The organism is Cypionkella sp., assembly GCF_028290025.1.
GTDB lineage: Bacteria > Pseudomonadota > Alphaproteobacteria > Rhodobacterales > Rhodobacteraceae > Cypionkella.
This window is the reverse complement of the sequence record NZ_JAQGKQ010000051.1, coordinates 60,852-85,216: the sequence shown is the minus strand read 5'-3', so window position 1 is coordinate 85,216 and position 24,365 is coordinate 60,852. Positions and strand designations below refer to the sequence as shown.

The window sequence follows — 24,365 nt, the reverse complement described above, 5'->3', positions numbered from 1 at the left end:
GTCGCCGTAACTTCGGCAGCCCCTCGAAACCCATGCCGCATCATACCAGTCGCCCAATCGGGGTTAGCCGCCCGAGCCCGCACAACGCGGCCGATTTCCTCGGCGACAAGCCGGGCTTTCGGCGCATCGGGCCGAGTGGCATCAATATGATACAGCGCGGGTTCAGCGGCTCCAATCGCAGCCATTGCCGCCGCAAACCCGCCTTCATGCGAGGCATAATCCGGCGCCAAAAGGATATCGGTTTCCACCAAATCCTGCACATGCGCATAGCCATCGGCGGCCCGCAAACGATCTTCCAGCGCCGCGCGGTTATGCTGGGTTTGACCCTTGGCATCGACCGTCCAATCGGAACCGGATAACCAAGCCTCACCCGCTGCGGCGCGACCTCGGGCGGAGTAATCCTCCAAAGCAGGCTCCATCCCCATGCCATAAAGCCCCGGTTTTGGGCCAAACACCCGAGGACCAGCGTTGATATACGGATTCATGTCTGCGGCTTCATCGCGCTGCGCCAAAGCAGCAGCCCCCGCATCGAACAGCTGACTAAGCCCGCCAAACACATCCCGAAACAGCCCGGACACCCGCAAAGTCACGTCGATGCGCGGGCGATCCAGCAGCGCCAGCGGCAGGATTTCAAACCCGGAAACCCGTTCCGACCCTTCATCCCACTTCGGCGCAAGCCCCGCCAGATGCAGCGCCATCGCCAGTTCTTCCCCCGCCGTCCGCATCGTGGCAGAGCCCCACAGGTCAATCACCAGACCCTTCGGCCAGTCGCCTTTATCCTGCAAATGCCTGCGCAAAAGCTCCTCTGCCAGCTTCACCCCTTGGGCATGAGCAGCACGAGAAGGCACCGCGCGCGGGTCAACGGAATAGAGGTTGCGCCCGGTTGGCAGCACATCGGTGCGACCTCGCCACGGGCTACCAGAGGGGCCAGCGTTCACCCTGCGACCCGAAAGCGCCGTCAGCAGACCCTCGGTCTCACCCCGCGCTTGGCCATAGATATGCAGGCCGTCACCGAATTGGCTTTCCTTGATATCACACACAAAACGGTCAATCCGAGTGATCGCCTCGGCAGGGCTGGCGGCGGCATCCAAGCCCAGATCAGCCTCAACCCCCGAGGCTTGCGCCTCATCCCGGATGGTGGCGATCAGACGGTTGCGCCGCTGCGGATCAAGCCCGTCAGCGGTGGAGTATTCATCCAGCAGCCGCTCCAGCCGCAGCAGGTTTTCCGGCGTAGCACTCTGCGCAAGCGGTGGCGGCACATGGCCCAAAGTCACCGCCCCGATGCGACGCTTGGCTTGCGCAGCCTCGCCCGGGTCGTTAACGATGAACGGATAAATCACCGGCAGCGCACCCGTCAGTGCCTCCGGCCAGCAATCGTTGGACAGCGCCACCGATTTCCCCGGCAGCCATTCCAGCGTGCCATGCGCGCCGATATGGATCAGCGCGTGCAGTTTTTGGGCGCGCAGCCAGAGGTAAAACGCAACATAAGCGTGGCGCGGGGTGCGGGCGAGGTCGTGGTAGTCGGTCTCGCGGTGCTGAACGGTGCCGCGCTCGGGTTGCAGGGCGATCAGGGCGTGGCCTGCACGCGTCGCTGCGAAATGAAACTGGCCGTCTTGCGCAGCGGGGTCGGTTTCGGGCTGACCCCATGCAGCTTGCAAAGCGGTTTGCAGGGCTTCTGGCAGAGTGGTGAGCGCGGTTTTATACGCCTCAAGCGGCCATGTCAGAGTTTCGGTGGTCAGGGCCTTGGCAAGGTCATTGGAAGGCTGAACGGCGTAGCCTGCGGCGGCCAAAGTCTCGGTAAGCGCCTCGGTTGAAGCCAGCGCATCAAGGCCAACCGCATGGGCAATCTGATCTGGCCTGCCGGGATAAGTTGACAGGATCACCGCCAGTTTGCGCTGGACGGCGGGCGTGGTGGCGAGGTTCTGCCAGCCAAGGATACGCTCCACCACCGCCTGCACCCGCACCGGATCGGCCCGGTGAGCGAAGCGCGAGAATTGCAGATCGGGGTCACGCTTGCCCGGCGATTTGAAGCTGACAACACCCGCAAAGATCCTACCGTCAACCTCGGGCAGCACCACATGCATGGCAAGATCGGCAGGCGATAAACCACGCTCGGACGCGTTCCAGTCGCGCTTGCGGGCAGTCGAAAGCGCAACCTGAAACACCGGGCAGCCAATATCATCTAGCGGTGTGCTCCCGTCGGTACCTCGGGCCGAAAAGGCAGTGGCGTTAACGATGGCGGCGGGGTTTAGGTGCGCAAGGGCCGAGCGCAGGAAATCATCGGCTCTGGAGGCTTTCAGCGAGGGCGCGAACAGCCCGTAGGCTGCAAGGCCACGCGCGCGAAAGGCGCGGATAAGGGCATCCACCGGGTCGGTGTCGGCGGCGGTAACATAGCTGCGGTAGAAGGTCACGGCGATGCTGGGGCCGCTGACTTCTGGCTGCGAAATGACGCCCATATCAGGATCATACCAGCCACAATCAGGGACGGTTTTGTCCCCCATCACTGGGCCAGCATACAGCCCCGCCGCCAGCGCCAACTGCGCCAATGCAGCTTGAGCCGCCACAGCGCCCCCCGCATCACACAAAGCCGACAACCGCCGCAGAGTGCTGATCGGCAGGGTGGAATGGGCGTCGAGTGCCTTATCTTCCCGGCCATCCGCGGGCAGAACCGCCAAGGCAATACCCTGACGGCGCGCGAGGTCTTGCAACTGCATCAAGCCGTAGGGCCAGTAATTCTCGCCACCTATCAGGCGCACAAGGATGCCTTTGACGCCCATCAAGGTCTGCTGAACGTAGGTATCGACCGACATCGGGTGTTGCAGCGCCACCAAATTGGCGAGGCGCAAGCTCGGCAGTTTTGCAGCACCTTGATTAGCCCGATGCCAGCCCGCCGCGAAAGCCCCCAAATCACTGTCGGAAAACGACAAAACTACCAGTTCGGCCGGGGTCTGACCCAGATCGAACGGAGTTTGCGTATCCTCCAGCCCATGGCTTTCGCGGAAGACGACATGCATGGTTCAGGCCCCCAGAACCGCATGGATGGCGGCCAGATCAACGTGGTGATGCTCAGCGATCACCACAAGCTGACCCTGACGCGGGCTTGCTCCCCACGGGCGGTCAAACTGATGCCGCACCCGCGACCCTACAGCCTGCACCAACAAGCGCATCGGCTTGCCCGCAACCGCAACATAGCCTTTGACGCGCAGGATGTGCTGTTCCTCGGCCAAACGCTGGATCGCAGTGACCAAAGCATCAACGTCGCTGATTTCCTGCAGATCAATCACCACGGTGTCGAAATCGTCATGCTCGTGGTCGTCATGGCCGTCATGGTGCGACGGACGCGCCGCCAGATCATCCTCGGCTTTCGCGTTCAGACCAAGGATCAAAGCCGGATCAATGATACCCTCACTCATCGACAGGATCGGAATCGGACGCGGGCTTTCCGCCATGATTACCGCCCGAGCCGCAGCCAAACCAGCCTCACCCGCGAGATCAGCTTTCGTCATCAGAATAATATCTGCGCAGGCGATTTGATCTTCAAACACCTCCGACAGCGGAGTCTCATGGTCCAACGACGGATCAGCCGCGCGCTGCGCATCCACCGCCTCAACATTCGGAGCAAACTGACCAGCGGCCACAGCCTCGGCATCGGCCAAAGCGATCACGCCATCAACGGTGATTTTTGAGCGGATCGCGGGCCAGTCGAACGCCTTCAACAAAGGCTTTGGCAAAGCCAGCCCCGAAGTCTCAATAATGATGTGATCGGGCCGGATGGGCAGCGCCATCAAAGCCTCAATCGTCGGAATGAAATCATCCGCCACGGTGCAGCAGATACAGCCATTGGCGAGTTCCACGATATTCTCGACCGGGCAATTCGCATCGGCACAGGATTTCAGAATGTCGCCATCGACGCCGACCGAGCCAAATTCGTTCACCAAGATCGCCAAACGCTTGCCCTGCGGGTTTTGCATCAGATGGCGGATCAGCGTGGTCTTCCCCGAGCCGAGAAAGCCGGTAATCACAGTGACGGGGATTTTTGCGAGGTCAGACATTGGTAATCTCCAAAGGGGGTATGCGGGCAAGGCTTTGCTTGCGGAAAATCGCCGGGCGCGCGCGCCACGGCACGATGCCATCGGGGGCATCCAGATAGGCGGCGGCACCGAGCAGAATGTCGGGTGCATCGGCCTCGGTCAGACGGCCGTAGACATAAGACCAGCGACCGGGGGCCGACAACGCCACGGCGGCACCCGAATTGCAGGCCGACAGACAAGCAACGCCGACAATGCGCAGACCTTCGGGCACCTCGCCCGCCAACAAAGCCGCATGCAGCCGCGCGCCAAGCAGAGGCTCACCATCAGCCACGGCCTCTGCGGCCTTACAAGTGGTGCAAACATGCAGCGTTACGGTCATCGGCCCATCCAAATTAAAGCGATGGGATGGCCAGAAAGGCACGGCCGAAGGGCCTTGCCTGCTGGTTGCGAAACACCCCGTTCGCCCGTTCAGTCTTGCACTGGCAGGTCTCCCGGCTTGCGGATACGAGGGCACTCCCCCACGGCTGCCCACCTTCCCGGATTGCTCCAGTGGCATCAGGCAACCTCTCCGGTCACGGTCGCGGGGGCGGCAGCTTTTGGGGTCGCCCCCTTTCGCATTCCCTCTTCGCCTGTCATAAACAGGAACCAGCGCATGCCCACCTCATGGCACAACCGCGTCCCTTGTCAAGCAACGGAAAACCCCCGATGGCCGACCCAGAGCTGCCCGTGATTGAAGCGATCGCCGATACCGACCCATTGGCCGACGAAAACGCCCGCCATGCGCGCAAGATGGCCAAGAAGAAGGCCGCCCGGGATAAGATCATGGCGGGCAAAGCGGGCGATAAGGGCCTGCTGATCGTTCATACCGGGGCAGGCAAAGGCAAATCCTCCAGCGGCTTTGGGATGATTCTGCGCTGCATCGCGCATGAGATGCCCTGCGCCGTGGTGCAGTTCATCAAAGGCGCATGGGACACCGGCGAGCGTCGGATTATCGAAACCCACTTCTCAGACCTCTGCGAGTTTCACGCCATGGGCGAAGGCTTCACCTGGGAAACCCAAGATCGCGTCCGCGATATAGCGATGGCCGCAAAGGGTTGGGAGAAGGCAAAAGAGCTGATCCGTGATCCCGGCAACCGACTGGTGCTGCTGGATGAGATCAACATCGCCCTGCGCTACGATTATCTCGACATCGCCGAGGTGCTGGCCTTTCTCGCCGCCGAAAAACCACCGCTGACCCATGTTGTGATGACCGGGCGCAACGCGAAGCCGGAGTTGATTGAGGCGGCTGATCTGGTCACTGAGATGACGCTGATCAAGCATCCGTTCCGATCAGGCATCAAGGCGCAGCCGGGGGTGGAGTTTTGAGGCGAAGTGCTTGTTGAGCGCGCGCGTTGGGGGCCAGCCCCCAAACCCCCGGGATATTTATGCCAAGATGAAAGCAACGAAGTGTTAACTATCCTGTGGCAGATTGATCGAGCGGCACAGGGGGGGACCCCGATGGCTGTCCAAGGTGAAAGCGCAGCGCCTCCCCCGAGAAATCGGCCCGAGGTGCTGCGCCCACATACGGCTTTCATCTTGGCAAAAAATATCCCCGCCGGAGGCTTCTGCAATCTCCGCCAAGACACCGTTGGAGGATCTCGGTGAAAGCCCTGATGATCCAAGGTGCAGGCTCTAACGTTGGCAAATCGCTGCTGGTCGCGGGGCTTTGTCGTGCGGCAAAGCTGCGCGGGTTGTCAGTCGCGCCGTTCAAGCCTCAGAACATGTCGAACAACGCGGCTGTTACCGCCGATGGCGGCGAGATTGGTCGCGCACAGGCGTTGCAGGCTTTGGCTTGTGGGCTGGAACCGCACACCGACATGAACCCAGTGCTGCTCAAGCCCGAGTCGGAGACCGGAAGCCAAGTTATCGTGCAGGGCAAGCGTATCGCGACGGTCAAGGCGCGCGATTATGCGGCGCTGAAGCCGTCGCTGATGGCTCCGGTGCTCGACAGCTTCAACCGTTTGAAATCGCGCTATGATCTGGTGATTGTCGAGGGTGCAGGTAGCCCGGCAGAGGTTAATCTGCGCTCGGGCGATATCGCCAACATGGGCTTTGCGCGCGCGGCAGATTGCCCGGTAATCCTGACCGGTGACATTGATCGCGGCGGGGTGATTGCGCAGATCGTCGGCACACAGGCGGTGCTGGACGCGGCCGACAATGCGATGATCGCGGGGTTTCTGATCAACAAGTTTCGCGGCGATCCGAGGTTGTTCGACGATGGCTATCGCTTGACTGAGACCCGCACCGGATGGCGCGGTTTTGGTGTGGTGCCGTTCTTCTCCGATGCCGCGAAGCTGCCAGCCGAGGATGCGCTCGACTTGCCGAAGGGCGGCGGCGTGGGCGGCTACAAAATCGCCGCGCTGACCCTGTCTCGCATCGCCAATTTCGACGATCTCGACCCACTCGCGCAGGAACCCGGCGTCAGCTTGCAGATGGTGAGGGCGGGTGAGGCGATTGCTGGCGACACCGATCTGGTGATCATTCCGGGCTCCAAATCGACGCGCGGCGATCTGGCCTATCTGCGCGCGCAGGGCTGGGACGTTGATCTGGCCGCGCATCTGCGGCGTGGCGGCAAGGTTTTGGGAATTTGTGGCGGTTATCAGATGCTTGGAGCGGTTGTGCGCGACCCAGAAGGCATCGAAGGCCCCGCGGGAGAGACGCTGGGGCTTGGCGCGTTAGCAGTAGAAACCGTTATGACTCCAGACAAACGCCTCACCCAGACCCAAGCCATTCACGCGGCAACCGGCCTTGCGATGCAGGGTTATGAGATTCACATTGGCCGCACCGATGGCCCCGACCGCAACCGTCCGTTTGCCTTTGTCGATGGCCAACCAGAGGGCGCGACTTCCGCCAATGGCCGCGTGATGGGCAGTTATCTGCACGGCATGTTTGCCGATGATGCCTTCCGCGCCGGTTTTTTGCGGCAGATCGGTGCGGCTCCGTCTGGCTTGGCCTATGCGGCGGGGCTGGATGCGGTGCTGGACGCGCTTGCAGCCCATCTGGAACGTCATGTCGATGTTGACGCCTTGCTTGCACTGTCGCGTTAACGCTGCTGCCACTCTGTTTCGCTGTTTTCCTGCCAGCCGGTGCGGTGCAACAATGGCGTGTCGTCCATGAATTCAGGGTGTCCGAGGCAGAGATACGCGGCGAATTCCCAGCCTGCCGGAACCCCCAACAGCGCCTCAATATCATGCGGCTCAAGGATAGACACCATGCCGAGGCCAAGGTTCTCAGCCCGCGCGGCAAGCCACAGCGTATGAATCGCCATCGCCGTCGATTGCCGCAAAGTCTCGGGCAAGGTTTGGCGGCCAAGCCCGTGCCCAGCATCAGGATTGCCGACATTGAACACGGCGAGTTGCACCGGGGCAACCTCTAGCCCCGCGAGTTTCAGCGCAAGATATTCCGCATGTTTCTCGCCAGTGTAAAGCTTCGCAGCCTCGGCATTGCAGCGCCTGAAATTCGCCCGCACCCGTTCGCGCAAGGTCAGATCATCGACACGGATCACCCGCCAAGGCCGTGCATTGCCAACCGACGGCGCGCAATCCATCGTTGCGCGCAGACGTTCTAACGTCGCCTCGTCCACCGGATCAGTGCGGAAATGCCGCACGTCACGACGCCAGCGCAGGATGCTCAGCAGGGTCGCGGATTCTTCGGGCGAGAATTGCATCAGCCCTCCAGTACGCTTGTAAGACGCGTCCATTCGTCGGAATTGCCGGGAAGACCCATTCGCAGCCAGCGGTTCGAATATGGAAAGATCCGGCTCCATATCTGTCGCTTCGCTAGCCGAATTTGCGCGGTTTCTGCATCGGGCGTCTCATAGGTGCGGAACAATTCGCAGCCGCCAACCAGTTGCCAACCCGCCTGAACCGCCAGAGCATCGGCTTGATCAACCTCCGCGCGCAGACGTCGAACGGTCGCCTTTGCCCAAGCCCCATCCGCCAGCGCCACAGTGCCGATCCGCAACGCAGCACCGCTGACCGGCCACGGACCCGACATCTCATCCAACGCCGCTATGTCTTCGGCAGAGCCGATCACAAAGCCCAGACGCACCCCGGCCAGCCCATAGAACTTGCCGAACGACCGCAGCACCAGCACATTGCGCGGGGTCACTTCGGGCAGCAACGAAAGCTCCGGCTGCGCGTCGGCAAAGCTTTCATCCACCACCAAGCGCCCAACTTGCCCCGCCAGCACCAGCAGATCAGCCGGCGCGAAACAGCGGCCATCCGGGTTGTTCGGGTTCACCACCACCGCGAGGTCCGCGCCGATAAGTTGACCAAACTGGCTGACCTGCTCGACCTTCCAGCCAGCGGCGCGCAGACTTGCGCCATGTTCGTTATAGGTCGGCCCCAGCACCCGAGCCCGCCCCGGCTTGCCCAAGCGCGGGATCATCTGAATGGCCGCTTGTGCGCCTGCCACCGCAAGCATCGGCGCGGTACAGCGATACGCCGCAGCCGCCACGTCCAGCAGGGCTTGCTTGGCGGTTTGGGTTGGCAGCATCGTCCAATCTTCAGGCCGTAAAGTCGGGATCGGATACGGCACACGGTTGATGCCGGTGGACAGATCAATCCAATTCTCGCCGCCAAAGCGGGCAATCGCACCGTCGATGTTCCCCCCATGGTCGCGGATATGATCGCGCATCTGCCCCCCTTAGATCAGCGCCAAAACCAGCAGCACCGCCGCCAGCACAAACATCGCCCGCACATAAAGCGCAAGTCCCCGTTGCAGATCAACCGGCGTCGGATCCGGTGCGCCTGCATTGACCCAAGGCTCGTCCGCCACGCGATCTGCATAAACCCGTGGGCCAGACAGCCGCACCCCAAGCCCTGCCGCCATCGCAGCCTCGGGCCAACCAGCGTTGGGTGAGCGGTGCAGCCCAGCATCGCGCCACATCACCGCCACGGCTTTGCGCGGGGCAGCCGACACCAGCGCAAACACCGCGCCAGTCAACCGCGCCGGGATCAGGTTAACCACATCATCAATCCGCGCCGAGGCCCATCCAAACGCCTCAAACCGAGGTGTGCGGTGGCCGATCATCGAATCCAGCGTGTTGATCGCCTTATACGCTGCAATCCCCGGCAGCCCCAGCAACGCCCCCCAGAACAACGGTGCGACGATGCCATCAGAGGTGTTCTCGGCCAAGCTTTCCATCGCCGCCCGTGCCACTCCAGCCTCATCCAGCACGGCGGCATTGCGCCCGACGATCATCGAAACCGCATGGCGCGCCTGCGCCAAATCATTGTTCTGCAACGGATAAACCACATCCGCGACATGGCTATACATAGAGCGTAACGCCAACAGCGGCCAAGCCAAAACCCCACCGATCACGATCTCCAGCCAACCCGCAGGCAGCAGCCATTGCAGCGCAAAAGCCACGCCCGCGACCAGACCAACCACCACGACAGCGGTGATAACTCCGGCAATCCGGCGCGGAAAATCGCCCGCATCGTCGTCGTTCAACGCCATGTCCAGCCAGCGGATCAGCGCCCCTATCCACGTCACCGGATGGCCGATCAGCGCATACAAACGCGCGGGCCAGCCGAGTGCGACGTCCAATGCCGCAGCCACCAGCATCATCGCAGCAAAGCTCATCGCCATCCTCCCGCCGATCCAACGCCACCTGCCCTAAACTGCACCACGCAGCGCAACCCGGCTTGTTGCAAGCAGCCCCGCGCCCCGGCTGGCACCTGTCCCGGCGCAAAGATCAGCCCGCGCGCCGCACCGGTATGGGCAATGACACAACCCAGCGCACCCAACTGCGGCGCAAGCGACCAGATCGGATCCTGTACCGCCGTTTGATCTCGCAGCTGCAAGCAGCGACGCGCCGACGTGCTGGCTATATCTGCCAATGCGGGCAAGTTGCGCGCTTGCGAGGCCGCACTCCAAGCGGGGATCAGGTCGGCAATATCCGCAAAATTATCGTCAGCCGGATCGGTGCGCTTCATCGGGCCATAAAACCCGCCGATCACCTCAAATGCAGGCAGCGCTGGCAGATGCGCCACAGTTTCGCCAAGACGCGACGCCCAAAGCCGCGTCTCTGCCGCTGCAAACATCAACGGATCAGAGGCACCCTCCACCGCAATGCAGGCTTGCGCCAAAAGATCTGGCGGCCCCTGCCATCCCGCAAGCTTTGCCACCGCGACCAAGGTTGCTGTCGAAGCCCCAGCCCCGCCACCCGCAGGCATCGTAGCCCGCAAAACCAGCCGCCCCTGCAAACGCAGCCCCAACAAATCCAACAACTTTTGCGCCCGCGCAGGCACCAGCAACCGCTGCCCCGCGCCATGCACCGATAACCCGACGCCAGCATAGCCCCGCGCCGTCACGGTCAGCGCCGCGCAGGGCAAAGTCACTAGTGCCACCGGACCATTCGCCCCCAAACGCCCTTGCAGCAACTCGCCAAAATGCCCCGCCACCCGGACGCCTTGCAGCATCATCGCCGCATCCGATTGACGCCCGCGATCGAGAATATTCCGCCTGGTAACGCAATAATCGTCGTCAACGAAAGCGGAGCCACCTGAAACACCAGCCCGAGTTCTGGCGCACCCAACGCCAGCCCCAAAGCTGCGCGTATCACCCCGGCGTGCGCAACGATCACCACCTTGCCACCCAAAGCTACGGCCTCATGCAAAGCCGGAGTCACCCGCGCGCAAAGCTCAAGAAAACTTTCCCCACCCGGCGGCTGATGCGCGGCCAACTCCGCGCCGGAAAGTGTGCCGAGGTCAGGCAGATCAGCGAAAGCGACGTCTTCCCATGCGCCAAAATTCTGCTCCCACAACCGGGAATCCTGCCGCCGTTCCCCTTCGGGCCAAAGCGTAGCCGCCGTCTGGACACAGCGCAGTGCCGGGCTGATCAGGCAATGATCCACCGCTCCAACCGCGCCGCGCAGGGCCGCAAACGCCAAAGCATCGCTGCAATCCGCCGCTACATCCCGCCGCCCGGCCATGCGCCCTTCAGTCAAAGCCGGGGCGTGACGGATCAGCAGCAACTCGGTCTGACCCTGCTGCAAGCCAGCGGGCGCGGCTGACGATGAAGCCATCGGGACGGTTGTCGGGGCATCTGCAGGCACGGTCGTATTTCTCCTTTCGCGCTCGGCTCGTTTCTGCTTTGACAACGGCCAGGGGGCAAGGGCCATCATGCACAAAACCATCCTGATCACCGGCGGCGCGCGCTCTGGCAAAAGCCGGATCGCCGAAGCTTTGGTTGTGCGGATGGGAAGCCCTGCGCATTACGTCGCCACTGCGCAGGCGTGGGACGACGAGATGCGCGCCCGCATTGCCGAACATCAGGCGCGCCGTGGGCCAGAATGGATCACCCATGCCGAGCCGCTGGATTTGGTCGCAGCCCTTCGCGAGACAAATGGCAAAGGCCCGCGTCTGGTCGATTGCCTGACGCTTTGGTTGACCAACCTGATGCTGGGCGATCACGATTGGCAGGCGGCAGCGCAAGAATTGTTAACCATCCTGCCGCAGCAAACCAGCCCGGTGGTGTTTGTGACAAATGAAGTCGGCATGGGCATCGTGCCGGATAACGCCCTTGCGCGCGCGTTTCGCGATGCAGCGGGCACGCTCAACCAGTGGATCGCAGCCGAGGCGGATGAGGTTATCCTCGCCGTATCTGGCCTGCCAATGAAGGTGAAATGATGAAACTGACCGCACTTTCCGCCATAGCTGGTTTGGCCGCAACCCTACCGCAAGCCGATGCGAAAGCCGCCGACGCAGCCCTTGCACGGCAAAACAGCCTGACCAAACCACCGGGATCATTGGGGCGGTTAGAGGAATTGGCCTGCTTCATGGCAGCGTGGCGCGGCACCGCCCGCCCGATCATAACCAAGGCACAAGCGATTATTTTCGCCGGAAACCACGGCATCTGCGCGCAAGGCGTAAATCCCTTTCCGCAAGCGGTCACCGCACAAATGGTTGGCAACTTTCACGCGGGCGGCGCCGCCATCAACCAGCTTTGCCGCGCCAACGGTGCCGACCTGTCGGTGATCGCCTTGGAACTGGATCGCCCGACCGCCGATTTCACCACCGGCCCCGCGATGACCGAGGCCGAGACTTTGGCCGCGATGCAAACCGGCGCGGATGCAGTCGATGTGACAGCAGATGTGCTGATCCTCGGCGAGATGGGCATCGGCAATTCAACCGTTGCCGCGGCGATGACCTCGGCCCTGTTTGGTGGCAAGGTTGCCGATTGGGTTGGCGCTGGCACAGGTTCCGACAGCGACGGCATCAAACGCAAGATCGCAGCGATCGAAAAAGGTTTGGCGCGGCACCACGGCCTGTCCGCGATGGGCGTTCTCGCGGCACTAGGTGGTCGTGAACAAGCCGCAATCTGCGGCGCAGTTCTAGCCGCTCGCGCCGCGCGTATTCCGGTTATCCTCGACGGCTTTATCTGCACGGCGGCAGCTTCCGCGCTCTATGCCGCCGACCCCGCCCTGCTCGATCATTGCCTCGTCGGCCATTGCAGCGCCGAGCCGGGGCATCGCAAGCTCCTCAACGCCCTCAACAAACGCGCCGTGCTGGATTTCGATATGCGCTTGGGCGAAGGATCAGGTGCCGCGCTCGCCCTAGGCATCGTGCGCGCGGCGTTGGAGTGTCACAACGGCATGGCAACCTTCGGCGAGGCCGGGGTTTCCAAGGCATGACCCCCCTGCGCACCCGTCTAACTGAGGTGCAACTGGCAGTGATGCTGCTCACGCGCCTGCCTGCGGGCCGGATGCTGGAAGCCCCCGCGATAGGCGCTGCGGTCTGGGCTTTTCCGATTGCGGGCGCGCTGGTTGGCAGCATTTCGGCTGCGATTTTATATGCAGCGTTGGCGGTTGGGATTGCCCCAACACTCGCCGCCGGATTGGCTCTCGCGACCACGGTTCTGGCAACAGGCGGCCTGCATGAAGACGGTCTAGCCGATGTCGCCGACGGTTTCGGCGGAGGCCACAACCGTGCCCGCAAGCTGGAAATCATGCGCGACAGCCGGATCGGCAGCTACGGCGGCTTGGCATTGATCCTGTCGCTCGGTCTGCGCTGGCAGGCAATAACCTTGCTCGCCGTGCAAAGCCCTAACCTAGCGATGATCGCGCTCATTGCGCTGGCAATCTCCAGCCGCGCCGGACTAGGTTTCGCCCTGCTCTGGATGCCAGCCGCCCGCGCCGATGGCATGGGGAAATCCGCCGCTGGCACCAGTCTGATCTGCGCGGTATCGGGCTTGCTTATCGCAGCCGTGGCCCTCGCGATCCTACTAGGCCCACAAACCGCGCTATACCTGCTGTTGGCGCAGATCGCCGTCCAACTCGCCTTCGCCCGCATTGCCCTACGCCAAATCGGCGGTCAGAGCGGTGATGTGCTAGGCGCGATGCAGCAACTGGCTGAGATCGCAGGATGGCTGGTTTTGGCGCGTTAACCTACCAAGGCCGGGGGCTAGCCCCCGCGCCCCAAGGTATTTAGGCCAATGTGAAACGCTTATAGTGTCGGCCGCTTCTGCAGCAAAGGCATCACATCCGCCATTTCCGGCCCCGAATCCAAACCCGTCACCGCGCGACGCAATGGCCGGAACAATGCCTTGCCCTTACGCCCCGTCGCTTCCTTCACCGCGTTGGTCCACTCACCCCAAGTCGCGGTTGTCCAAGGACCTTCCGGCAGCATCTCAAACGCCTGCGCCACAAATTCGCGATCTTCGTCATCAACCAGCGGCGTTGCACCATCGCGGAACAGCGTCCACCAGCCCTCAAGATCGGCGAGGATGGTAATATTGGCCTTGGCGACGTTCCAGAACAACTCCGCCTTATCCGCAGGCACGCCAAGCGCGGCGATCTTGTCGGCGACATTGACCAACGGCAGGCTTTGCACATAGGCGCGGGTCAGCGGGAACAAATCTTCGGCGTCAAACTTGGTCGGCGAGGCACCAAAGCTTTCAATGTCAAAGCCGTCGATCAAATCTTGCATCGATGATGCCAGCTCAACCGGCTTCGACGACCCGAGCCGCGCCATCAGCGACAGCAGTGCCATAGGCTCCACCCCACGCGCCCGCAAATCGCGCAACGAAAGCGTGCCGAGCCGTTTCGACAATTCCTCACCAGCCGCACCCGTCAGCAGCGAGTGGTGCGCGAAATTCGGTGGCGTGCCACCCATGGCTTGCATGATCTGGATTTGTGTCGCCGTGTTGGTGACATGATCGGCACCGCGCACGATAAAGCTGACGCCCATGTCAATGTCATCGACCGACGAGGCGAAGGTATACAAGATCTGCCCATCCGCCCGGATCAGCACCGGATCAGACACCGACGCCGCATCAATCGAAATCGGCCCCAGAATACCGTCAGCCCATTCAATGCGCTGCTGATCCAGCATGAAACGCCAATAGCCATCGCGCCCCTCGGCCCGCGCCTTGGCCTTTTCATCATCCGTCAAATGCAACGAAGCCCGGTCATAAACCGGCGGCTTGTGCATGTTCAGCTGCTTCTTGCGCTTCAAATCGAGCTCGACCGGCGACTCGAAACACTCATAGAACCGACCGACGCTGCGCAACTGATCTGCCGCCTCACGGTAGCGATCAAACCGCGAAGATTGCTTCTCAACCCGGTCCCAATGCAGGCACAACCACTCCAGATCGGTTTTGATGCCATCGGCATATTCCTGCTTGGAGCGTTCCTGATCGGTATCGTCCAACCGCAGAATGAACGTACCGCCAGCTTTGGCAGCAATCAGATAGTTCATTAGCGCCGTGCGCAAATTGCCGACATGGATATAGCCGGTGGGCGACGGCGCAAAGCGGGTGATGGTAGGGCGATCGGTCATTTGGGCTCTCCTGCGACAGTTATTCCCTGTCATATGACATGCGCCTTGTCCAGTTATCGCCGAAAAGGTTTCGCCTCAGCAGCGCGCAACGACAAGGCCCGGCAAATATTGTAAGCATAAGTCTGGCCGCGACGGTCGTCCCGCTTGGACAGTGCGCAGAAAACTTTCTATCATGCACCGCAGCCCTGTTGTGATCTAAAGTTTAGGAACCGTTCATGTTCAAGAAAGCCAGCGTCGTCGCAGCCGCAATTTTGGCAACAAGCCTCGCATGGCCGGCTTTTCCGGGGCCGATTGTAGATAAAGCTACTGAGATCGAAGAGTTGCTGGCTGCAAGCAATCCAAAGGGCGCGCTTGAGGTTGCATCAACTTTGTCGGCGGACGTCTGGGAAAGCGGCCCTGACATCACCATCCGCGAGGCGGCACTGGTGGATGCGCCCGTCACCATGCTGGGCATCTACAATCCCCGGCAAGATGACAAATATCAGATCGGCGCGCCAATACTGATTTATGCCGAACCCTCGGGCTATGGCTATAGAGCAGGCGGCGATGGCCTGTATTCCTTTGGCTTTCTAGTGGATCTCAGAGTGATGACCGAAGCGGGTGAAGTTCTGGGAGAACTGCCCTCGGTGGCGAAACTTGATGTGACATCGCGCGCGCAGAACCGCGAATTTCCCGCCAATCTAAGCTACACGCTGACAGGTCTGGCCCCCGGTCGCTATGTGCTTGAAACCACCCTGCGCGACAAAAATTCGCAGAAGGCGGGCACCTTCCAAATCAGTATCGAAATCGTCGCGCCTCCGGCAGCGGCGCCTGCTCCAGCCAAAGCCGTGCCAAAAGTCGAGCCACCAGAAGCCGCGCAACCAGAAGGCGGTGAAGAAAAAATCGAATAGCGAGGCTCTGACGCGCACTGCGCTTATCGGCGCAGGCTGCAGCCTCACTGGGGGTTTGGTCTAAGCCTGTGACCAGCGAAAGTTAACTGCGGCTTTAGCCGCGCGGTGCCCACAAGATCAGCGCGGCACCAGCCAAAGCTAGCCCCGCCCCAGCAAGGTCGGCCCAATCAGGCCGGGTGCGTTCAATCAGCGCCAGCCATGCCACCGATGCCGCGATATAGACCCCACCGTAAGCCGCATAGCTGCGGCCCGCATGGGTTGGTGGAGCCAACGCCAACAGGTAAGCAAATCCCGCCAAAGCGATGGCCGCTGGGATCAGCCAAACGATAGACGCGCCACGCCACCAACTCCAAACGGCGAAGCATCCGGCGATTTCCAGCACGGCGGCGAGGACATACAGCGGCATTTCGCGTCCTTCAGCCGTTATCGCGCCAACGGTTAGCAATAGGATAACGCCGATCACCCCAAAACGCCCGCCTGGTCAACCTGGTGCCGGGGGCGGCTTGGAAGCGTTTGTATTCGCTGATGTAAAGCAGATGCTCGACCTTCTTCACCGTCACGCGATCAAAACCCTTGGCGACCAAATCCGCCACCGAAAGTTCCTGTTCCACCAACCCATCCAAGATCGCATCCAACACCGGATAAGGCGGCAAGCTGTCCTCATCTTTCTGATCCGGCCGCAACTCCGCACTCGGCGGCTTGTCGATCACCCGAGGTGGAATAACCTGCCCCGCCGGAGCCAGCATCCAAGCCCGGTGATTTTCGTTCCGCCAACGGCACGTCTCAAACACCCGGGTTTTATACAAATCTTTCAACGGGTTATACCCGCCGTTCATGTCGCCATAGATCGTGCAATACCCCACCGCCATCTCAGACTTATTGCCCGTGGTCAGCAACATCTCACCAAACTTGTTCGACATCGCCATCAGCAACAGCCCGCGCAGCCGCGATTGCACGTTCTCCTCGGTCAGGCCCGGATCAGTGCCCGCAAACAGATCGCCCAGCGCCTCCCCCACCGCATCTTGCGGCGCGGAGATCGACACCGTGTCCAGCCGACACCCCAAGGCATGCGCCACCTGCGCCGCGTCATCCAGCGAGTGTTGTGAGGTATAGCGCGACGGCAGCATCACGCAGCGCACGTTCTCTGGCCCAATCGCATCCGCCGCAATCGCCGCAACAATCGCGCTATCAATCCCACCCGATAGCCCCAGCAGCACCTGCTTGAACCCGGTTTTCCGCAGATAATCCTGCAAAGACATCACCATAGCCCGGTAATCCGCCTCATAGGAAATCGGCATCTTCTCCATCATACCGGGCAGAGCCCGCCAGCCATCCGCAGTTTCCTCAAAATCCACATGCGTCACGCAAGCATCAAACTGCGGCAGCTGCGCCACCAAAGCCCCACCCGGGTTCAGCACGAACGACGCGCCATCGAACACCTGGTCATCCTGCCCGCCGATCATGTTCAGATACACCAGCGGCAACCCTGTCTCGATCACCCGCGCCACCATCAGATTGGTCCGCACGCTCGGCTTACCCCGATGATACGGCGAGCCATTCGGCACCAGCAAAATCTGCGCCCCGGTCTCAGCCAGCGTTTCACACACATCCGAATGCCAAGCGTCTTCACAAATTGGCGAGCCGATCCGCAGCGGACCTACCCGATACGGCCCCTGCGGCGCAGCCGAGGCGAACACCCGCTTTTCATCGAAAACGTCGCTGTTCGGCAGCTCATGCTTCAACACCGTGGCGGCAATTTTGCCGTCTTCCAGCACATAATAAGCGTTGTAAAGCAGCCCATCCTTCACGCAAGGCCCACCGATTCCCAGCGCCGGGCCATCGACAATCCGCAACGCCAACGCCTCAACGGCGTGTATCGCATCCCGGTGAAACGCCGGTTTCATCACCATATCTTGTGTCTGATAGCCGGTGATGAACATCTCGGTCAGTGCCACCATCTGCGCCCCGGCATCGCGGCCCTGCACCCACGCCTCATAGGCCATGGCGGCATTGGCATCTATCGCACCCAAAGTCGGGTTCAACTGGGCAAGGGTCAGGCGGAAAGTCGCGGCCATCATACGCTCCGGCATAAGGTTTTCCCGGTTCTAGCAGGTTCGCGCCCGAGTGAAAGGCCAAGCGGGGCTTTACGCCAACCTGCCGGGCCGCGTGGCAGGCGCTTGTCATAAGCCCAATCGCAGGGCTAGGGTGCGGCGCGGCAGTGGGGATAGTGACGATGCGAAACTTGGGCTTAGCGGCGGCGATAGTGGTGGCGATGGCAGGGGCTGCGCAGGCGCAAGACGCAGGTGAGGTGATCAGCAAGCAATATGACGACGGCTCGGTCTATGAGGGCACCTTCGTCAATGGCTTACAAGATGGCATTGGCACCTACCGCCTGCCGAACGGCTATGAATACACCGGCGAGTGGATCGGCGGCGAAATTCGCGGCAAGGGCGTGGCGCATTATCCGAATGGTTCGGTTTATGCCGGGCAGTTTCAGGCTGGCAAACCCGAAGGCAAAGGCAAAATAACCTTCGCCGATGGCGGCACCTATGAAGGCGATTGGCAAGACGGCCAGATGACGGGCAAGGGTCGCGCGGATTATGCCAATGGCTCGATCTATGTCGGCGATTTTGTCGATGGCAAGCATCAGGGCAAAGGCAAGATCACCGATGCCAACGGCTACAGCTATGATGGCGATTGGCAGGCAGGCGAAAAGCAGGGCAATGGCACCATCCGCTATCCAGATGGCACCACCTATATCGGCGCGCTGGTCAACGGCGCGCGCCAAGGCACTGGCACGCTGACCATGCCGAACAAACTGGTTTATATCGGCGCATGGAGAGGTGGTCAGATCAACGGTCTGGGCAAACTCACCCAGCCGAACGGCGATGTTTATGAAGGCGATTTCGTTGACGGCTTGCGGTTTGGCAAGGGCACCGAGACCTATGCCAACGGCGACGTCTACAAAGGCAGCTTCAAGGCGGACAAGCGCGATGGCGCAGGCACATTTACCGCCAAAGATGGCAGCAGCTACACCGGAGATTGGGCGGCTGGGCAAATGCAGGGCCAAGGCCGCATGACCTATGCCGACGGTTCGGTTTACGAAGGCAGCTTCAAAGCCGATCAACCCGATGGCACCGGAAAAATCACCTATGCCGATGGCTCCAGCTACAATGGCCAATGGCTGAACGGTGCTATCACCGGCCAAGGCAGCGCCGTCTATGCCAATGGCGCGACCTATACCGGCGCTTTGCTGGCGGAAAAGCCCGAGGGCATTGGCACCATGACCTACCCCGATGGCTTCCGCTATGAAGGCGCATGGAAAGCAGGCGTGCGTGAAGGCGCAGGCACCGCGACTTGGGCGGATGGCACGGTTTACAAAGGCGATTTCAAAGCGGGCCTGCGCGACGGTAAGGGCGCTTTGACCCAGCCAGACGGCTTTAGCTACACTGGCGATTGGGTCGCCGGAGCCATGCAAGGCACCGGCGTTGCGACCTATCCTTCAGGCGATATCTATGAAGGCGGCTTTGTCGCAGGCAAACGCGAAGGCGCAGGCAAGCTGACCTACAAGGGCCGTGAGATTTCCGAAGGCATGTGGAAGGCGGGCGTCATGGTCGGCCCACTGGCAGGCGCACCTGCGGCAGCTGACCCCGGTGATGTTACACCGGCTGATGGAGCGGCTCCCGCCGAAGGCGCAGCCGCTCCGGTCAATCCTTAAGCGGCAAACCAATCACCACGCTACGATCTTGCCCGCATAATCATAAAACCTGCCCGACTCGGCAGGCGATAATCCGTCCAGCACCGCAAGCAATCGCGCCGCAGACAGCCCGGGCGCGTCTTTTTCGCCGGGATATCCCGCCGTAAACGATGTCGCCACTTTGCCCGGATGCAGACAAGCCAGCACCGCCAACGGATGGCTGCGCGCAACCTCGATCGCTGCCGTATGCACCACTTGGTTAAGCGCCGCCTTCGCCGCCCGATACGAATACCAACCGCCCAAAGCATTGTCGCCAATAGACCCCACCCGCGCCGATAACACCCCAACGCGGGTTTCGCGATCTTTCGGCAACAACGGCAGCAGATGCTTGATAATTAACGCTGGCCCCACCGCGTTCACCGCAAACTGCGCCAACATCGCCTGCCCACTCAGCGCCCGCAAAGACTTCTCCGGCACGCCCAAGGCTCCGGTTGCAATCATCACAAGATCAAACGGCCCAGAAACTCCGCCCAGCACCCGCGCCACCGAAGCCTCATCCGTCACATCCAAGCCATCGCCCGACCGCGACAAACCCACCACTTCACCCCTCGCGGCCAAAGTATCGCCAAAGCCGCACCGATCCCGCCCGAGACCCCAATAACCAATGCCCGCATTGTATCCCCCAAAGCTGCACAGGCGGAGATAGATCAAACTCAGCCCCTCGCCAGTGAGTCCCGCAGTTTTGTCGGCGTCAGGGAGTGAGCGCTCCTCTGCCATCAGCTCCTGACATCTCCCGCCGCACCGCAAAAGTTAAATTAACATGAACTACCCCCTCATAACCCATTGAAATTATTGAAACGAAACCCTTGTCCACGCGGGGACATTTCCAAGCCGCACCCTTACCTTTCCCAACCATGTCGCGCGATTTTTCGCCCCGACCCCCTTCCCTTCCAACAAATCCCCCGTATAGTCGCTGCCATGACACGGGAAACCATCATCGCCTCGACCCCCATCGCGCCAATTTCCGGCGCGCTGCTTTCCCGTGGGCTGCTGCTTCTTACCCGCTTCTGAGCGTGCCCTTGGGTGCGACCGCTCGGAAGTGATCAGCGCCCAACCAGCAGCAACCCCCTCCAAGGATCAAACCCATGACCGACACCCCCGCGCAAACCCGCGCCGATGCCGCTAAATCCCATCCGTCCCGCGCCGAACAGGCGCAAGCTCAACCTAAAGTCATCATCTTCGACACCACCCTGCGCGACGGCGAGCAATCCCCCGGTGCCACCATGACCCACGACGAAAAGCTCGAGATCGCAGGCTTGCTCGATGAAATGGGCGTCGATGTGATCGAAGCCGGTTTTCCCATCGCGTCTGAAGGCGATTTCGCTGCCGTATCTGAAATCTCCAAACGCGCGAAAAACTCCACCATCTGCGGCCTGGCCCGCGCCAATTACAAAGATATTGACCGCTGCTGGGAGGCGGTGAAGTTTGCGCCCTCCCCCCGCATCCACACCTTCATCGGCACCTCCCCGCTGCACCGCGCCATCCCGAACCTCGACATGGATCAGATGGCCACCCGCATCCACGACACCGTAACCCACGCCCGCAATCTGTGCGACAACGTGCAGTGGTCCGCGATGGACGCGACCCGGACGGAACATGATTACCTGTGCCGCGTGGTGGAAATCGCCATAAAAGCCGGTGCCAGCACGATCAACATCCCCGACACCGTCGGCTACACCGCCCCCCGCGAATCCGCCGACCTGATCCGCATGTTGCTGGAACGTGTGCCCGGCGCCGACGAAGTAATTTTCGCCACCCATTGCCACAACGACCTCGGCATGGCGACCGCGAACTCCTTGGCCGCAGTTGAGGCTGGTGCCCGCCAGATCGAATGCACCATCAATGGCTTGGGCGAGCGCGCGGGCAACACCGCGCTGGAAGAAGTCGTGATGGCGATGAAAGTCCGCAACGACATCATGCCGTATCGCACCGGGATCGACACCACCAAGATTATGAACCTTTCCCGCCGTGTTTCCAGCGTCTCGGGATTCGCGGTGCAGTTCAACAAAGCCATCGTCGGGAAAAACGCCTTCCTGCACGAAAGCGGTATCCACCAAGATGGCGTGCTGAAAAACATCGAAACCTTCGAGATCATGCGCCCCGCCGACATCGGCCTGACTGCGCATAATATTTCTATGGGCAAACATTCGGGCCGCGCTGCCTTGCGCTCCAAACTGAAAGAACTCGGCTATGAATTGGCCGACAACCAGTTGAACGACGTCTTCGTGCGCTTCAAAGCGTTGGCCGACAGCAAGAAAGAGGTCTACGACGAAGACCTGCTCGCCTTGGTCGCCGATGAAGCCACCAATGATGCGCATGACACCATCCAAGTCAAACGCCTGCGCGTGGTCTGCGGCACTGAAGGCCCGCGTGAGGCTGAACTGACCCTGACCATCGACGGTGTGGATCACTCTATTGATGCCACAGGTGATGGCCCGGTCGATGCGGCGTTCAACGCGGTGAAAATGCTGTTCCCTCACTCTGCCAGCTTGCAACTTTATCAGGTGCAAGCCGTGACCGAAGGCACCGACGCTCAAGCCACGGTTTCAGTGCGGATGGAGGAAGCTGGTCGCATCGTCACCGGGGCCTCGGCAGATACCGATACGGTCGTGGCGAGCGTGAAGGCTTATGTGAATGCGCTGAATAAACTGGTGGTGCGGCGGCAGAAATCGGCACCAGATACCGATAAAAAGTCGGTCAACTACAAGGATCAGTGATTGACGCGTGCGCGGCCCTGCGCAGGGCCGCGCTAGAATGCGCCCTTCATCTCGATCAGCGTGTTGCCGCCGTCAACCACCAGCATCGCTCCGTTGACGTAAGATGCAGCCTCTGACCCAAGAAACACCGCGCAAGCGGCCACTTCGGCGGGACTGCCCGGTCGTCCGACTGGCGTGGCATGACCCGCGCGCAGTTCCGCTTCATTGGATGACGCAGTCGCTATCCAACCCGGCAGCACCGCGTTGCAAGTGATGCCATCGCGGCCATATTCCAGCGCGACCGAACGGGTCATCCCGGTAATCGCAGCTTTCGCCGTGGCATAAGCGGACGCACCTTCGATTGCCACCAAAGGCCCGGTCACCGATCCGATATTAACGATGCGGCCATAACCAGACGCTTGCATCGCAGGCAGGGCGGCGCGGATGCAGTGAAACGTGGTGCCAATGTTCAGAGCAAGATGTGCAGCCCAGTCGGCATCTGTCATCTCGGCAAGTTTGACCGCATGGAAATGTTTGCCAGTTTGCACCATGCCCGCATTGTTGATCAACACCTCGACTGACCCCAACTGTGCTGACACGGCCCCGAACAGTCCCGCAACTTGCGCAGGATCGGTCAGGTCGGCGATATGGGCCATGCAACCCAAAGCCGCCGCGCGCTCAAAGATACGATCACTGGTGGCTGTGACGCACACCCGCGCGCCAGCGGACACAAGGGCCGTTGCGATGGCAAACCCAATGCCCTCATCACTGCCTGCACCTGAAACAAGCGCGACCCGATTGTTGAATCCGAACATATTCCTCACTTCGATCCGCAGTTACGCATAGGTAAATGATAGCTGGCTTGTCTGCATCGGTGCACATCTAAAGGCGACATTGGATAGAATAGTCCGATTAGTGCGGTGTTCTTGGCTTGCGGCGCGTAAAAGGGCAACCAAATTGTCTGAAAATTGACAAATGGCGATCCGAGGCGGAAAGGCGCGTCCTCAAATGCTCGGGCCTTTCCCTACCTTCGGCATGGTCTTATATGAAAGCGCCCGCCTCGGTGATCGCTGAGTCGCGGGCGTTTCTTTTTCGCGGACCAAGGATCACCTCAGGATGTCTATCCTCTCCAGCATTTTCTCGTCTGACATGGCGATCGATCTCGGCACTGCCAACACGCTGGTATACATCCGAGGCAAGGGCATTGTGCTGAACGAGCCTTCGGTCGTGGCCTACCACACCAAAGATGGCAAGAAACAGGTTCTGGCGGTGGGCGAGGATGCCAAGCTGATGCTAGGCCGTACTCCAGGGTCCATCGAGGCGATCCGCCCGATGCGGGATGGCGTGATTGCCGACTTTGAAGCCGCCGAAGAAATGATCAAACATTTCATCCGCAAGGTGCACAAGCGCACGACGTTTTCGAAACCGAAGATTATCGTTTGCGTGCCGCATGGCGCAACCCCAGTGGAAAAGCGCGCGATCCGGCAGTCGGTTCTGTCGGCAGGTGCGCGTCGGGCTGGTCTGATTGCCGAGCCGATTGCGGCGGCGATTGGCGCGGGGATGCCGATCACCGATCCGACCGGCAACATGGTTGTTGATATCGGCGGCGGCACCACCGAAGTCGCGGTTCTGTCGTTGGGCGATATTGTTTACGCGCGCTCGGTGCGCGTCGGTGGAGACCGGATGGATGAAGCGATCATCTCTTATCTGCGCCGCCATCAGAACCTGCTGATCGGTGAATCCACGGCCGAACGCATCAAAACCTCCATCGGCACCGCGCGGATGCCAGACGATGGCCGTGGGGCCAGCATGACCATTCGCGGCCGGGATTTGCTCAACGGCGTCCCGAAGGAAACTGAAATCAATCAGGCGCAGGTGGCCGAAGCTTTGTCTGAACCCGTGCAGCAAATCTGTGATGCGGTGATGCAGGCTCTGGAGACCACGCCACCCGATTTGGCCGCCGATATCGTTGACCGTGGTGTGATGCTGACCGGAGGTGGAGCGCTTTTGGGCGATCTGGACCTAAGCTTGCGCGAGCAAACCGGGCTTTCGATTTCCGTCGCCAATGAACCGCTGAACTGCGTCGCATTGGGCACCGGCAAGGCGCTGGAATACGAGAAACAACTGCGCCACGTTATCGACTACGATAGCTAAGCCGGTGGCCT

At 61.0% G+C, this 24,365-nt stretch carries 22 protein-coding genes and 1 riboswitch; of the genes, 9 read left to right on the top strand and 13 right to left on the bottom strand.

The features are described 5' to 3' along the window. The 3 genes from cobN to JWS10_RS08120 form a co-directional block, all read right to left on the bottom strand. Positions 1-3,014 (bottom strand): cobaltochelatase subunit CobN (cobN, locus tag JWS10_RS08130; RefSeq protein WP_299506207.1); only part of this gene is annotated, 3,014 nt, incomplete at its 3' end. A 3-nt stretch (positions 3,015-3,017) separates the two neighbouring features. Further along, positions 3,018-4,052, bottom strand: coding sequence for a cobalamin biosynthesis protein CobW (gene cobW / locus JWS10_RS08125; RefSeq protein ID WP_299506205.1), 1,035 nt, complete (start codon positions 4,050-4,052; stop codon positions 3,018-3,020). Further along, positions 4,045-4,410, bottom strand: coding sequence for a DUF1636 domain-containing protein (locus tag JWS10_RS08120; protein ID WP_299506202.1), 366 nt, complete (start codon positions 4,408-4,410; stop codon positions 4,045-4,047). Before JWS10_RS08120 ends, cobW begins: the two co-directional genes overlap by 8 nt. Before the next feature lie 84 nt (positions 4,411-4,494). Next, positions 4,495-4,696: riboswitch (cobalamin riboswitch) on the bottom strand. A gap of 40 nt (positions 4,697-4,736) precedes the next feature. Here JWS10_RS08120 and cobO point away from each other — a divergent pair. Both cobO and JWS10_RS08110 read left to right on the top strand, forming a co-directional pair. After that, on the top strand, positions 4,737-5,396 hold the full coding sequence (cobO, locus tag JWS10_RS08115) for a cob(I)yrinic acid a,c-diamide adenosyltransferase (RefSeq protein ID WP_299506200.1): 660 nt from the start codon (positions 4,737-4,739) through the stop codon (positions 5,394-5,396). Positions 5,397-5,671: 275 nt separating this feature from the next. Continuing rightward, positions 5,672-7,117 (top strand): cobyric acid synthase, encoded by a 1,446-nt coding sequence (locus JWS10_RS08110; RefSeq protein ID WP_299506198.1) that lies wholly within the window; start codon positions 5,672-5,674, stop codon positions 7,115-7,117. Here JWS10_RS08110 and bluB read toward each other — a convergent pair. From bluB to JWS10_RS08085, 5 genes are read right to left on the bottom strand one after another with little or no spacing between them, the layout of a single operon-like run. Then, positions 7,114-7,737 carry a 5,6-dimethylbenzimidazole synthase gene (gene bluB / locus JWS10_RS08105; RefSeq protein WP_299506195.1) on the bottom strand — a complete coding sequence of 208 codons (624 nt, stop codon included), beginning with the start codon at positions 7,735-7,737 and terminating at the stop codon, positions 7,114-7,116. The genes JWS10_RS08110 and bluB overlap by 4 nt on opposite strands. Next, complete coding sequence (gene cobD, locus JWS10_RS08100) at positions 7,737-8,696, bottom strand: threonine-phosphate decarboxylase CobD (protein ID WP_299506216.1); 960 nt, start codon at positions 8,694-8,696, stop codon at positions 7,737-7,739. Before cobD ends, bluB begins: the two co-directional genes overlap by 1 nt. 21 nt (positions 8,697-8,717) lie before the next feature. After that, the gene (cbiB, locus tag JWS10_RS08095; protein WP_299506192.1) at positions 8,718-9,659 is read right to left on the bottom strand and encodes an adenosylcobinamide-phosphate synthase CbiB; all 942 of its coding nucleotides are present in this window, start codon (positions 9,657-9,659) and stop codon (positions 8,718-8,720) included. After that, positions 9,656-10,501, bottom strand: a complete 846-nt coding sequence (locus tag JWS10_RS08090; protein WP_299506189.1) for a propanediol utilization protein — start codon at positions 10,499-10,501, stop codon at positions 9,656-9,658. The genes cbiB and JWS10_RS08090 overlap by 4 nt, the downstream gene beginning before the upstream one ends. Beyond that, on the bottom strand, positions 10,498-11,133 hold the full coding sequence (locus JWS10_RS08085; protein WP_299506186.1) for a histidine phosphatase family protein: 636 nt from the start codon (positions 11,131-11,133) through the stop codon (positions 10,498-10,500). The genes JWS10_RS08090 and JWS10_RS08085 overlap by 4 nt, the downstream gene beginning before the upstream one ends. Before the next feature lie 67 nt (positions 11,134-11,200). Between JWS10_RS08085 and cobU the strand changes: the two genes are divergently transcribed. From cobU to JWS10_RS08070, 3 genes are read left to right on the top strand one after another with little or no spacing between them, the layout of a single operon-like run. Continuing rightward, positions 11,201-11,707, top strand: a complete 507-nt coding sequence (gene cobU / locus JWS10_RS08080; protein ID WP_299506183.1) for a bifunctional adenosylcobinamide kinase/adenosylcobinamide-phosphate guanylyltransferase — start codon at positions 11,201-11,203, stop codon at positions 11,705-11,707. After that, on the top strand, positions 11,704-12,711 hold the full coding sequence (cobT, locus tag JWS10_RS08075; protein ID WP_299506180.1) for a nicotinate-nucleotide--dimethylbenzimidazole phosphoribosyltransferase: 1,008 nt from the start codon (positions 11,704-11,706) through the stop codon (positions 12,709-12,711). Before cobU ends, cobT begins: the two co-directional genes overlap by 4 nt. Then, positions 12,708-13,463 (top strand): adenosylcobinamide-GDP ribazoletransferase, encoded by a 756-nt coding sequence (locus JWS10_RS08070; RefSeq protein ID WP_299506177.1) that lies wholly within the window; start codon positions 12,708-12,710, stop codon positions 13,461-13,463. Before cobT ends, JWS10_RS08070 begins: the two co-directional genes overlap by 4 nt. A 59-nt stretch (positions 13,464-13,522) precedes the next feature. Here the strand turns inward: JWS10_RS08070 and gltX are convergent, their stop codons facing one another. Further along, positions 13,523-14,857 (bottom strand): glutamate--tRNA ligase, encoded by a 1,335-nt coding sequence (gene gltX / locus JWS10_RS08065; protein ID WP_299506174.1) that lies wholly within the window; start codon positions 14,855-14,857, stop codon positions 13,523-13,525. Positions 14,858-15,072: 215 nt separating this feature from the next. On the opposite strand from gltX, the gene JWS10_RS08060 reads away from it, so the two are divergent. After that, a complete protein-coding gene (locus tag JWS10_RS08060; RefSeq protein WP_299506169.1) occupies positions 15,073-15,747 on the top strand; it encodes a hypothetical protein in 675 nt (224 codons plus the stop codon). A gap of 94 nt (positions 15,748-15,841) precedes the next feature. Here JWS10_RS08060 and JWS10_RS08055 read toward each other — a convergent pair whose 3' ends face one another. After that, entirely contained in the window at positions 15,842-16,153 is a 312-nt protein-coding gene (locus JWS10_RS08055) for a YnfA family protein (RefSeq protein ID WP_299506166.1), read from the bottom strand. A 10-nt stretch (positions 16,154-16,163) separates the two neighbouring features. Beyond that, positions 16,164-17,822: an NAD+ synthase gene (locus JWS10_RS08050; protein ID WP_299506213.1), complete on the bottom strand. Its 1,659-nt coding sequence runs from the start codon at positions 17,820-17,822 to the stop codon at positions 16,164-16,166. Between the two features lie 158 nt (positions 17,823-17,980). Here JWS10_RS08050 and JWS10_RS08045 point away from each other — a divergent pair, with 158 nt between their 5' ends. Continuing rightward, a complete protein-coding gene (locus JWS10_RS08045; protein WP_299506163.1) occupies positions 17,981-19,465 on the top strand; it encodes a 2-isopropylmalate synthase in 1,485 nt (494 codons plus the stop codon). Positions 19,466-19,477: 12 nt separating this feature from the next. On the opposite strand, the gene JWS10_RS08040 is transcribed toward JWS10_RS08045, so the two are convergent. Then, entirely contained in the window at positions 19,478-20,155 is a 678-nt protein-coding gene (locus JWS10_RS08040) for an SDR family NAD(P)-dependent oxidoreductase (protein WP_366943521.1), read from the bottom strand. Positions 20,156-20,589: 434 nt separating this feature from the next. On the opposite strand from JWS10_RS08040, the gene JWS10_RS08035 reads away from it, so the two are divergent. Next, positions 20,590-22,221, top strand: a complete 1,632-nt coding sequence (locus tag JWS10_RS08035; protein ID WP_299506161.1) for a 2-isopropylmalate synthase — start codon at positions 20,590-20,592, stop codon at positions 22,219-22,221. A 32-nt stretch (positions 22,222-22,253) separates the two neighbouring features. Here the strand turns inward: JWS10_RS08035 and JWS10_RS08030 are convergent, their stop codons facing one another. Next, the gene (locus tag JWS10_RS08030; RefSeq protein WP_299506158.1) at positions 22,254-23,015 is read right to left on the bottom strand and encodes an SDR family NAD(P)-dependent oxidoreductase; all 762 of its coding nucleotides are present in this window, start codon (positions 23,013-23,015) and stop codon (positions 22,254-22,256) included. A 301-nt stretch (positions 23,016-23,316) separates the two neighbouring features. Here JWS10_RS08030 and JWS10_RS08025 point away from each other — a divergent pair, with 301 nt between their 5' ends. Next, a complete protein-coding gene (locus JWS10_RS08025; RefSeq protein WP_054007360.1) occupies positions 23,317-24,354 on the top strand; it encodes a rod shape-determining protein in 1,038 nt (345 codons plus the stop codon). The last annotated feature ends 11 nt before the right edge of the window (positions 24,355-24,365 follow it).

Bases quoted from the DNA above. Each gene is read 5' to 3' on its own strand.
- JWS10_RS08030 (WP_299506158.1), bottom strand. From the start codon at position 23,015: ATGTTCGGATTCAACAATCGGGTCGCGCTTGTTTCAGGTGCAGGCAGT.
- cobT (WP_299506180.1), top strand. From the start codon at position 11,704: ATGATGAAACTGACCGCACTTTCCGCCATAGCTGGTTTGGCCGCAACC.
- JWS10_RS08050 (WP_299506213.1), bottom strand. From the start codon at position 17,822: ATGGCCGCGACTTTCCGCCTGACCCTTGCCCAGTTGAACCCGACTTTG.
- bluB (WP_299506195.1), bottom strand. From the start codon at position 7,737: ATGCAATTCTCGCCCGAAGAATCCGCGACCCTGCTGAGCATCCTGCGC.
- JWS10_RS08070 (WP_299506177.1), top strand. From the start codon at position 12,708: ATGACCCCCCTGCGCACCCGTCTAACTGAGGTGCAACTGGCAGTGATG.
- JWS10_RS08045 (WP_299506163.1), top strand. From the start codon at position 17,981: ATGCGAAACTTGGGCTTAGCGGCGGCGATAGTGGTGGCGATGGCAGGG.
- cobW (WP_299506205.1), bottom strand. From the start codon at position 4,052: ATGTCTGACCTCGCAAAAATCCCCGTCACTGTGATTACCGGCTTTCTC.
- gltX (WP_299506174.1), bottom strand. From the start codon at position 14,857: ATGACCGATCGCCCTACCATCACCCGCTTTGCGCCGTCGCCCACCGGC.
- JWS10_RS08090 (WP_299506189.1), bottom strand. From the start codon at position 10,501: ATGATGCTGCAAGGCGTCCGGGTGGCGGGGCATTTTGGCGAGTTGCTG.
- JWS10_RS08055 (WP_299506166.1), bottom strand. From the start codon at position 16,153: ATGCCGCTGTATGTCCTCGCCGCCGTGCTGGAAATCGCCGGATGCTTC.
- cobO (WP_299506200.1), top strand. From the start codon at position 4,737: ATGGCCGACCCAGAGCTGCCCGTGATTGAAGCGATCGCCGATACCGAC.
- JWS10_RS08060 (WP_299506169.1), top strand. From the start codon at position 15,073: ATGTTCAAGAAAGCCAGCGTCGTCGCAGCCGCAATTTTGGCAACAAGC.
- cbiB (WP_299506192.1), bottom strand. From the start codon at position 9,659: ATGAGCTTTGCTGCGATGATGCTGGTGGCTGCGGCATTGGACGTCGCA.
- JWS10_RS08120 (WP_299506202.1), bottom strand. From the start codon at position 4,410: ATGACCGTAACGCTGCATGTTTGCACCACTTGTAAGGCCGCAGAGGCC.
- JWS10_RS08025 (WP_054007360.1), top strand. From the start codon at position 23,317: ATGTCTATCCTCTCCAGCATTTTCTCGTCTGACATGGCGATCGATCTC.
- cobU (WP_299506183.1), top strand. From the start codon at position 11,201: ATGCACAAAACCATCCTGATCACCGGCGGCGCGCGCTCTGGCAAAAGC.
- JWS10_RS08035 (WP_299506161.1), top strand. From the start codon at position 20,590: ATGACCGACACCCCCGCGCAAACCCGCGCCGATGCCGCTAAATCCCAT.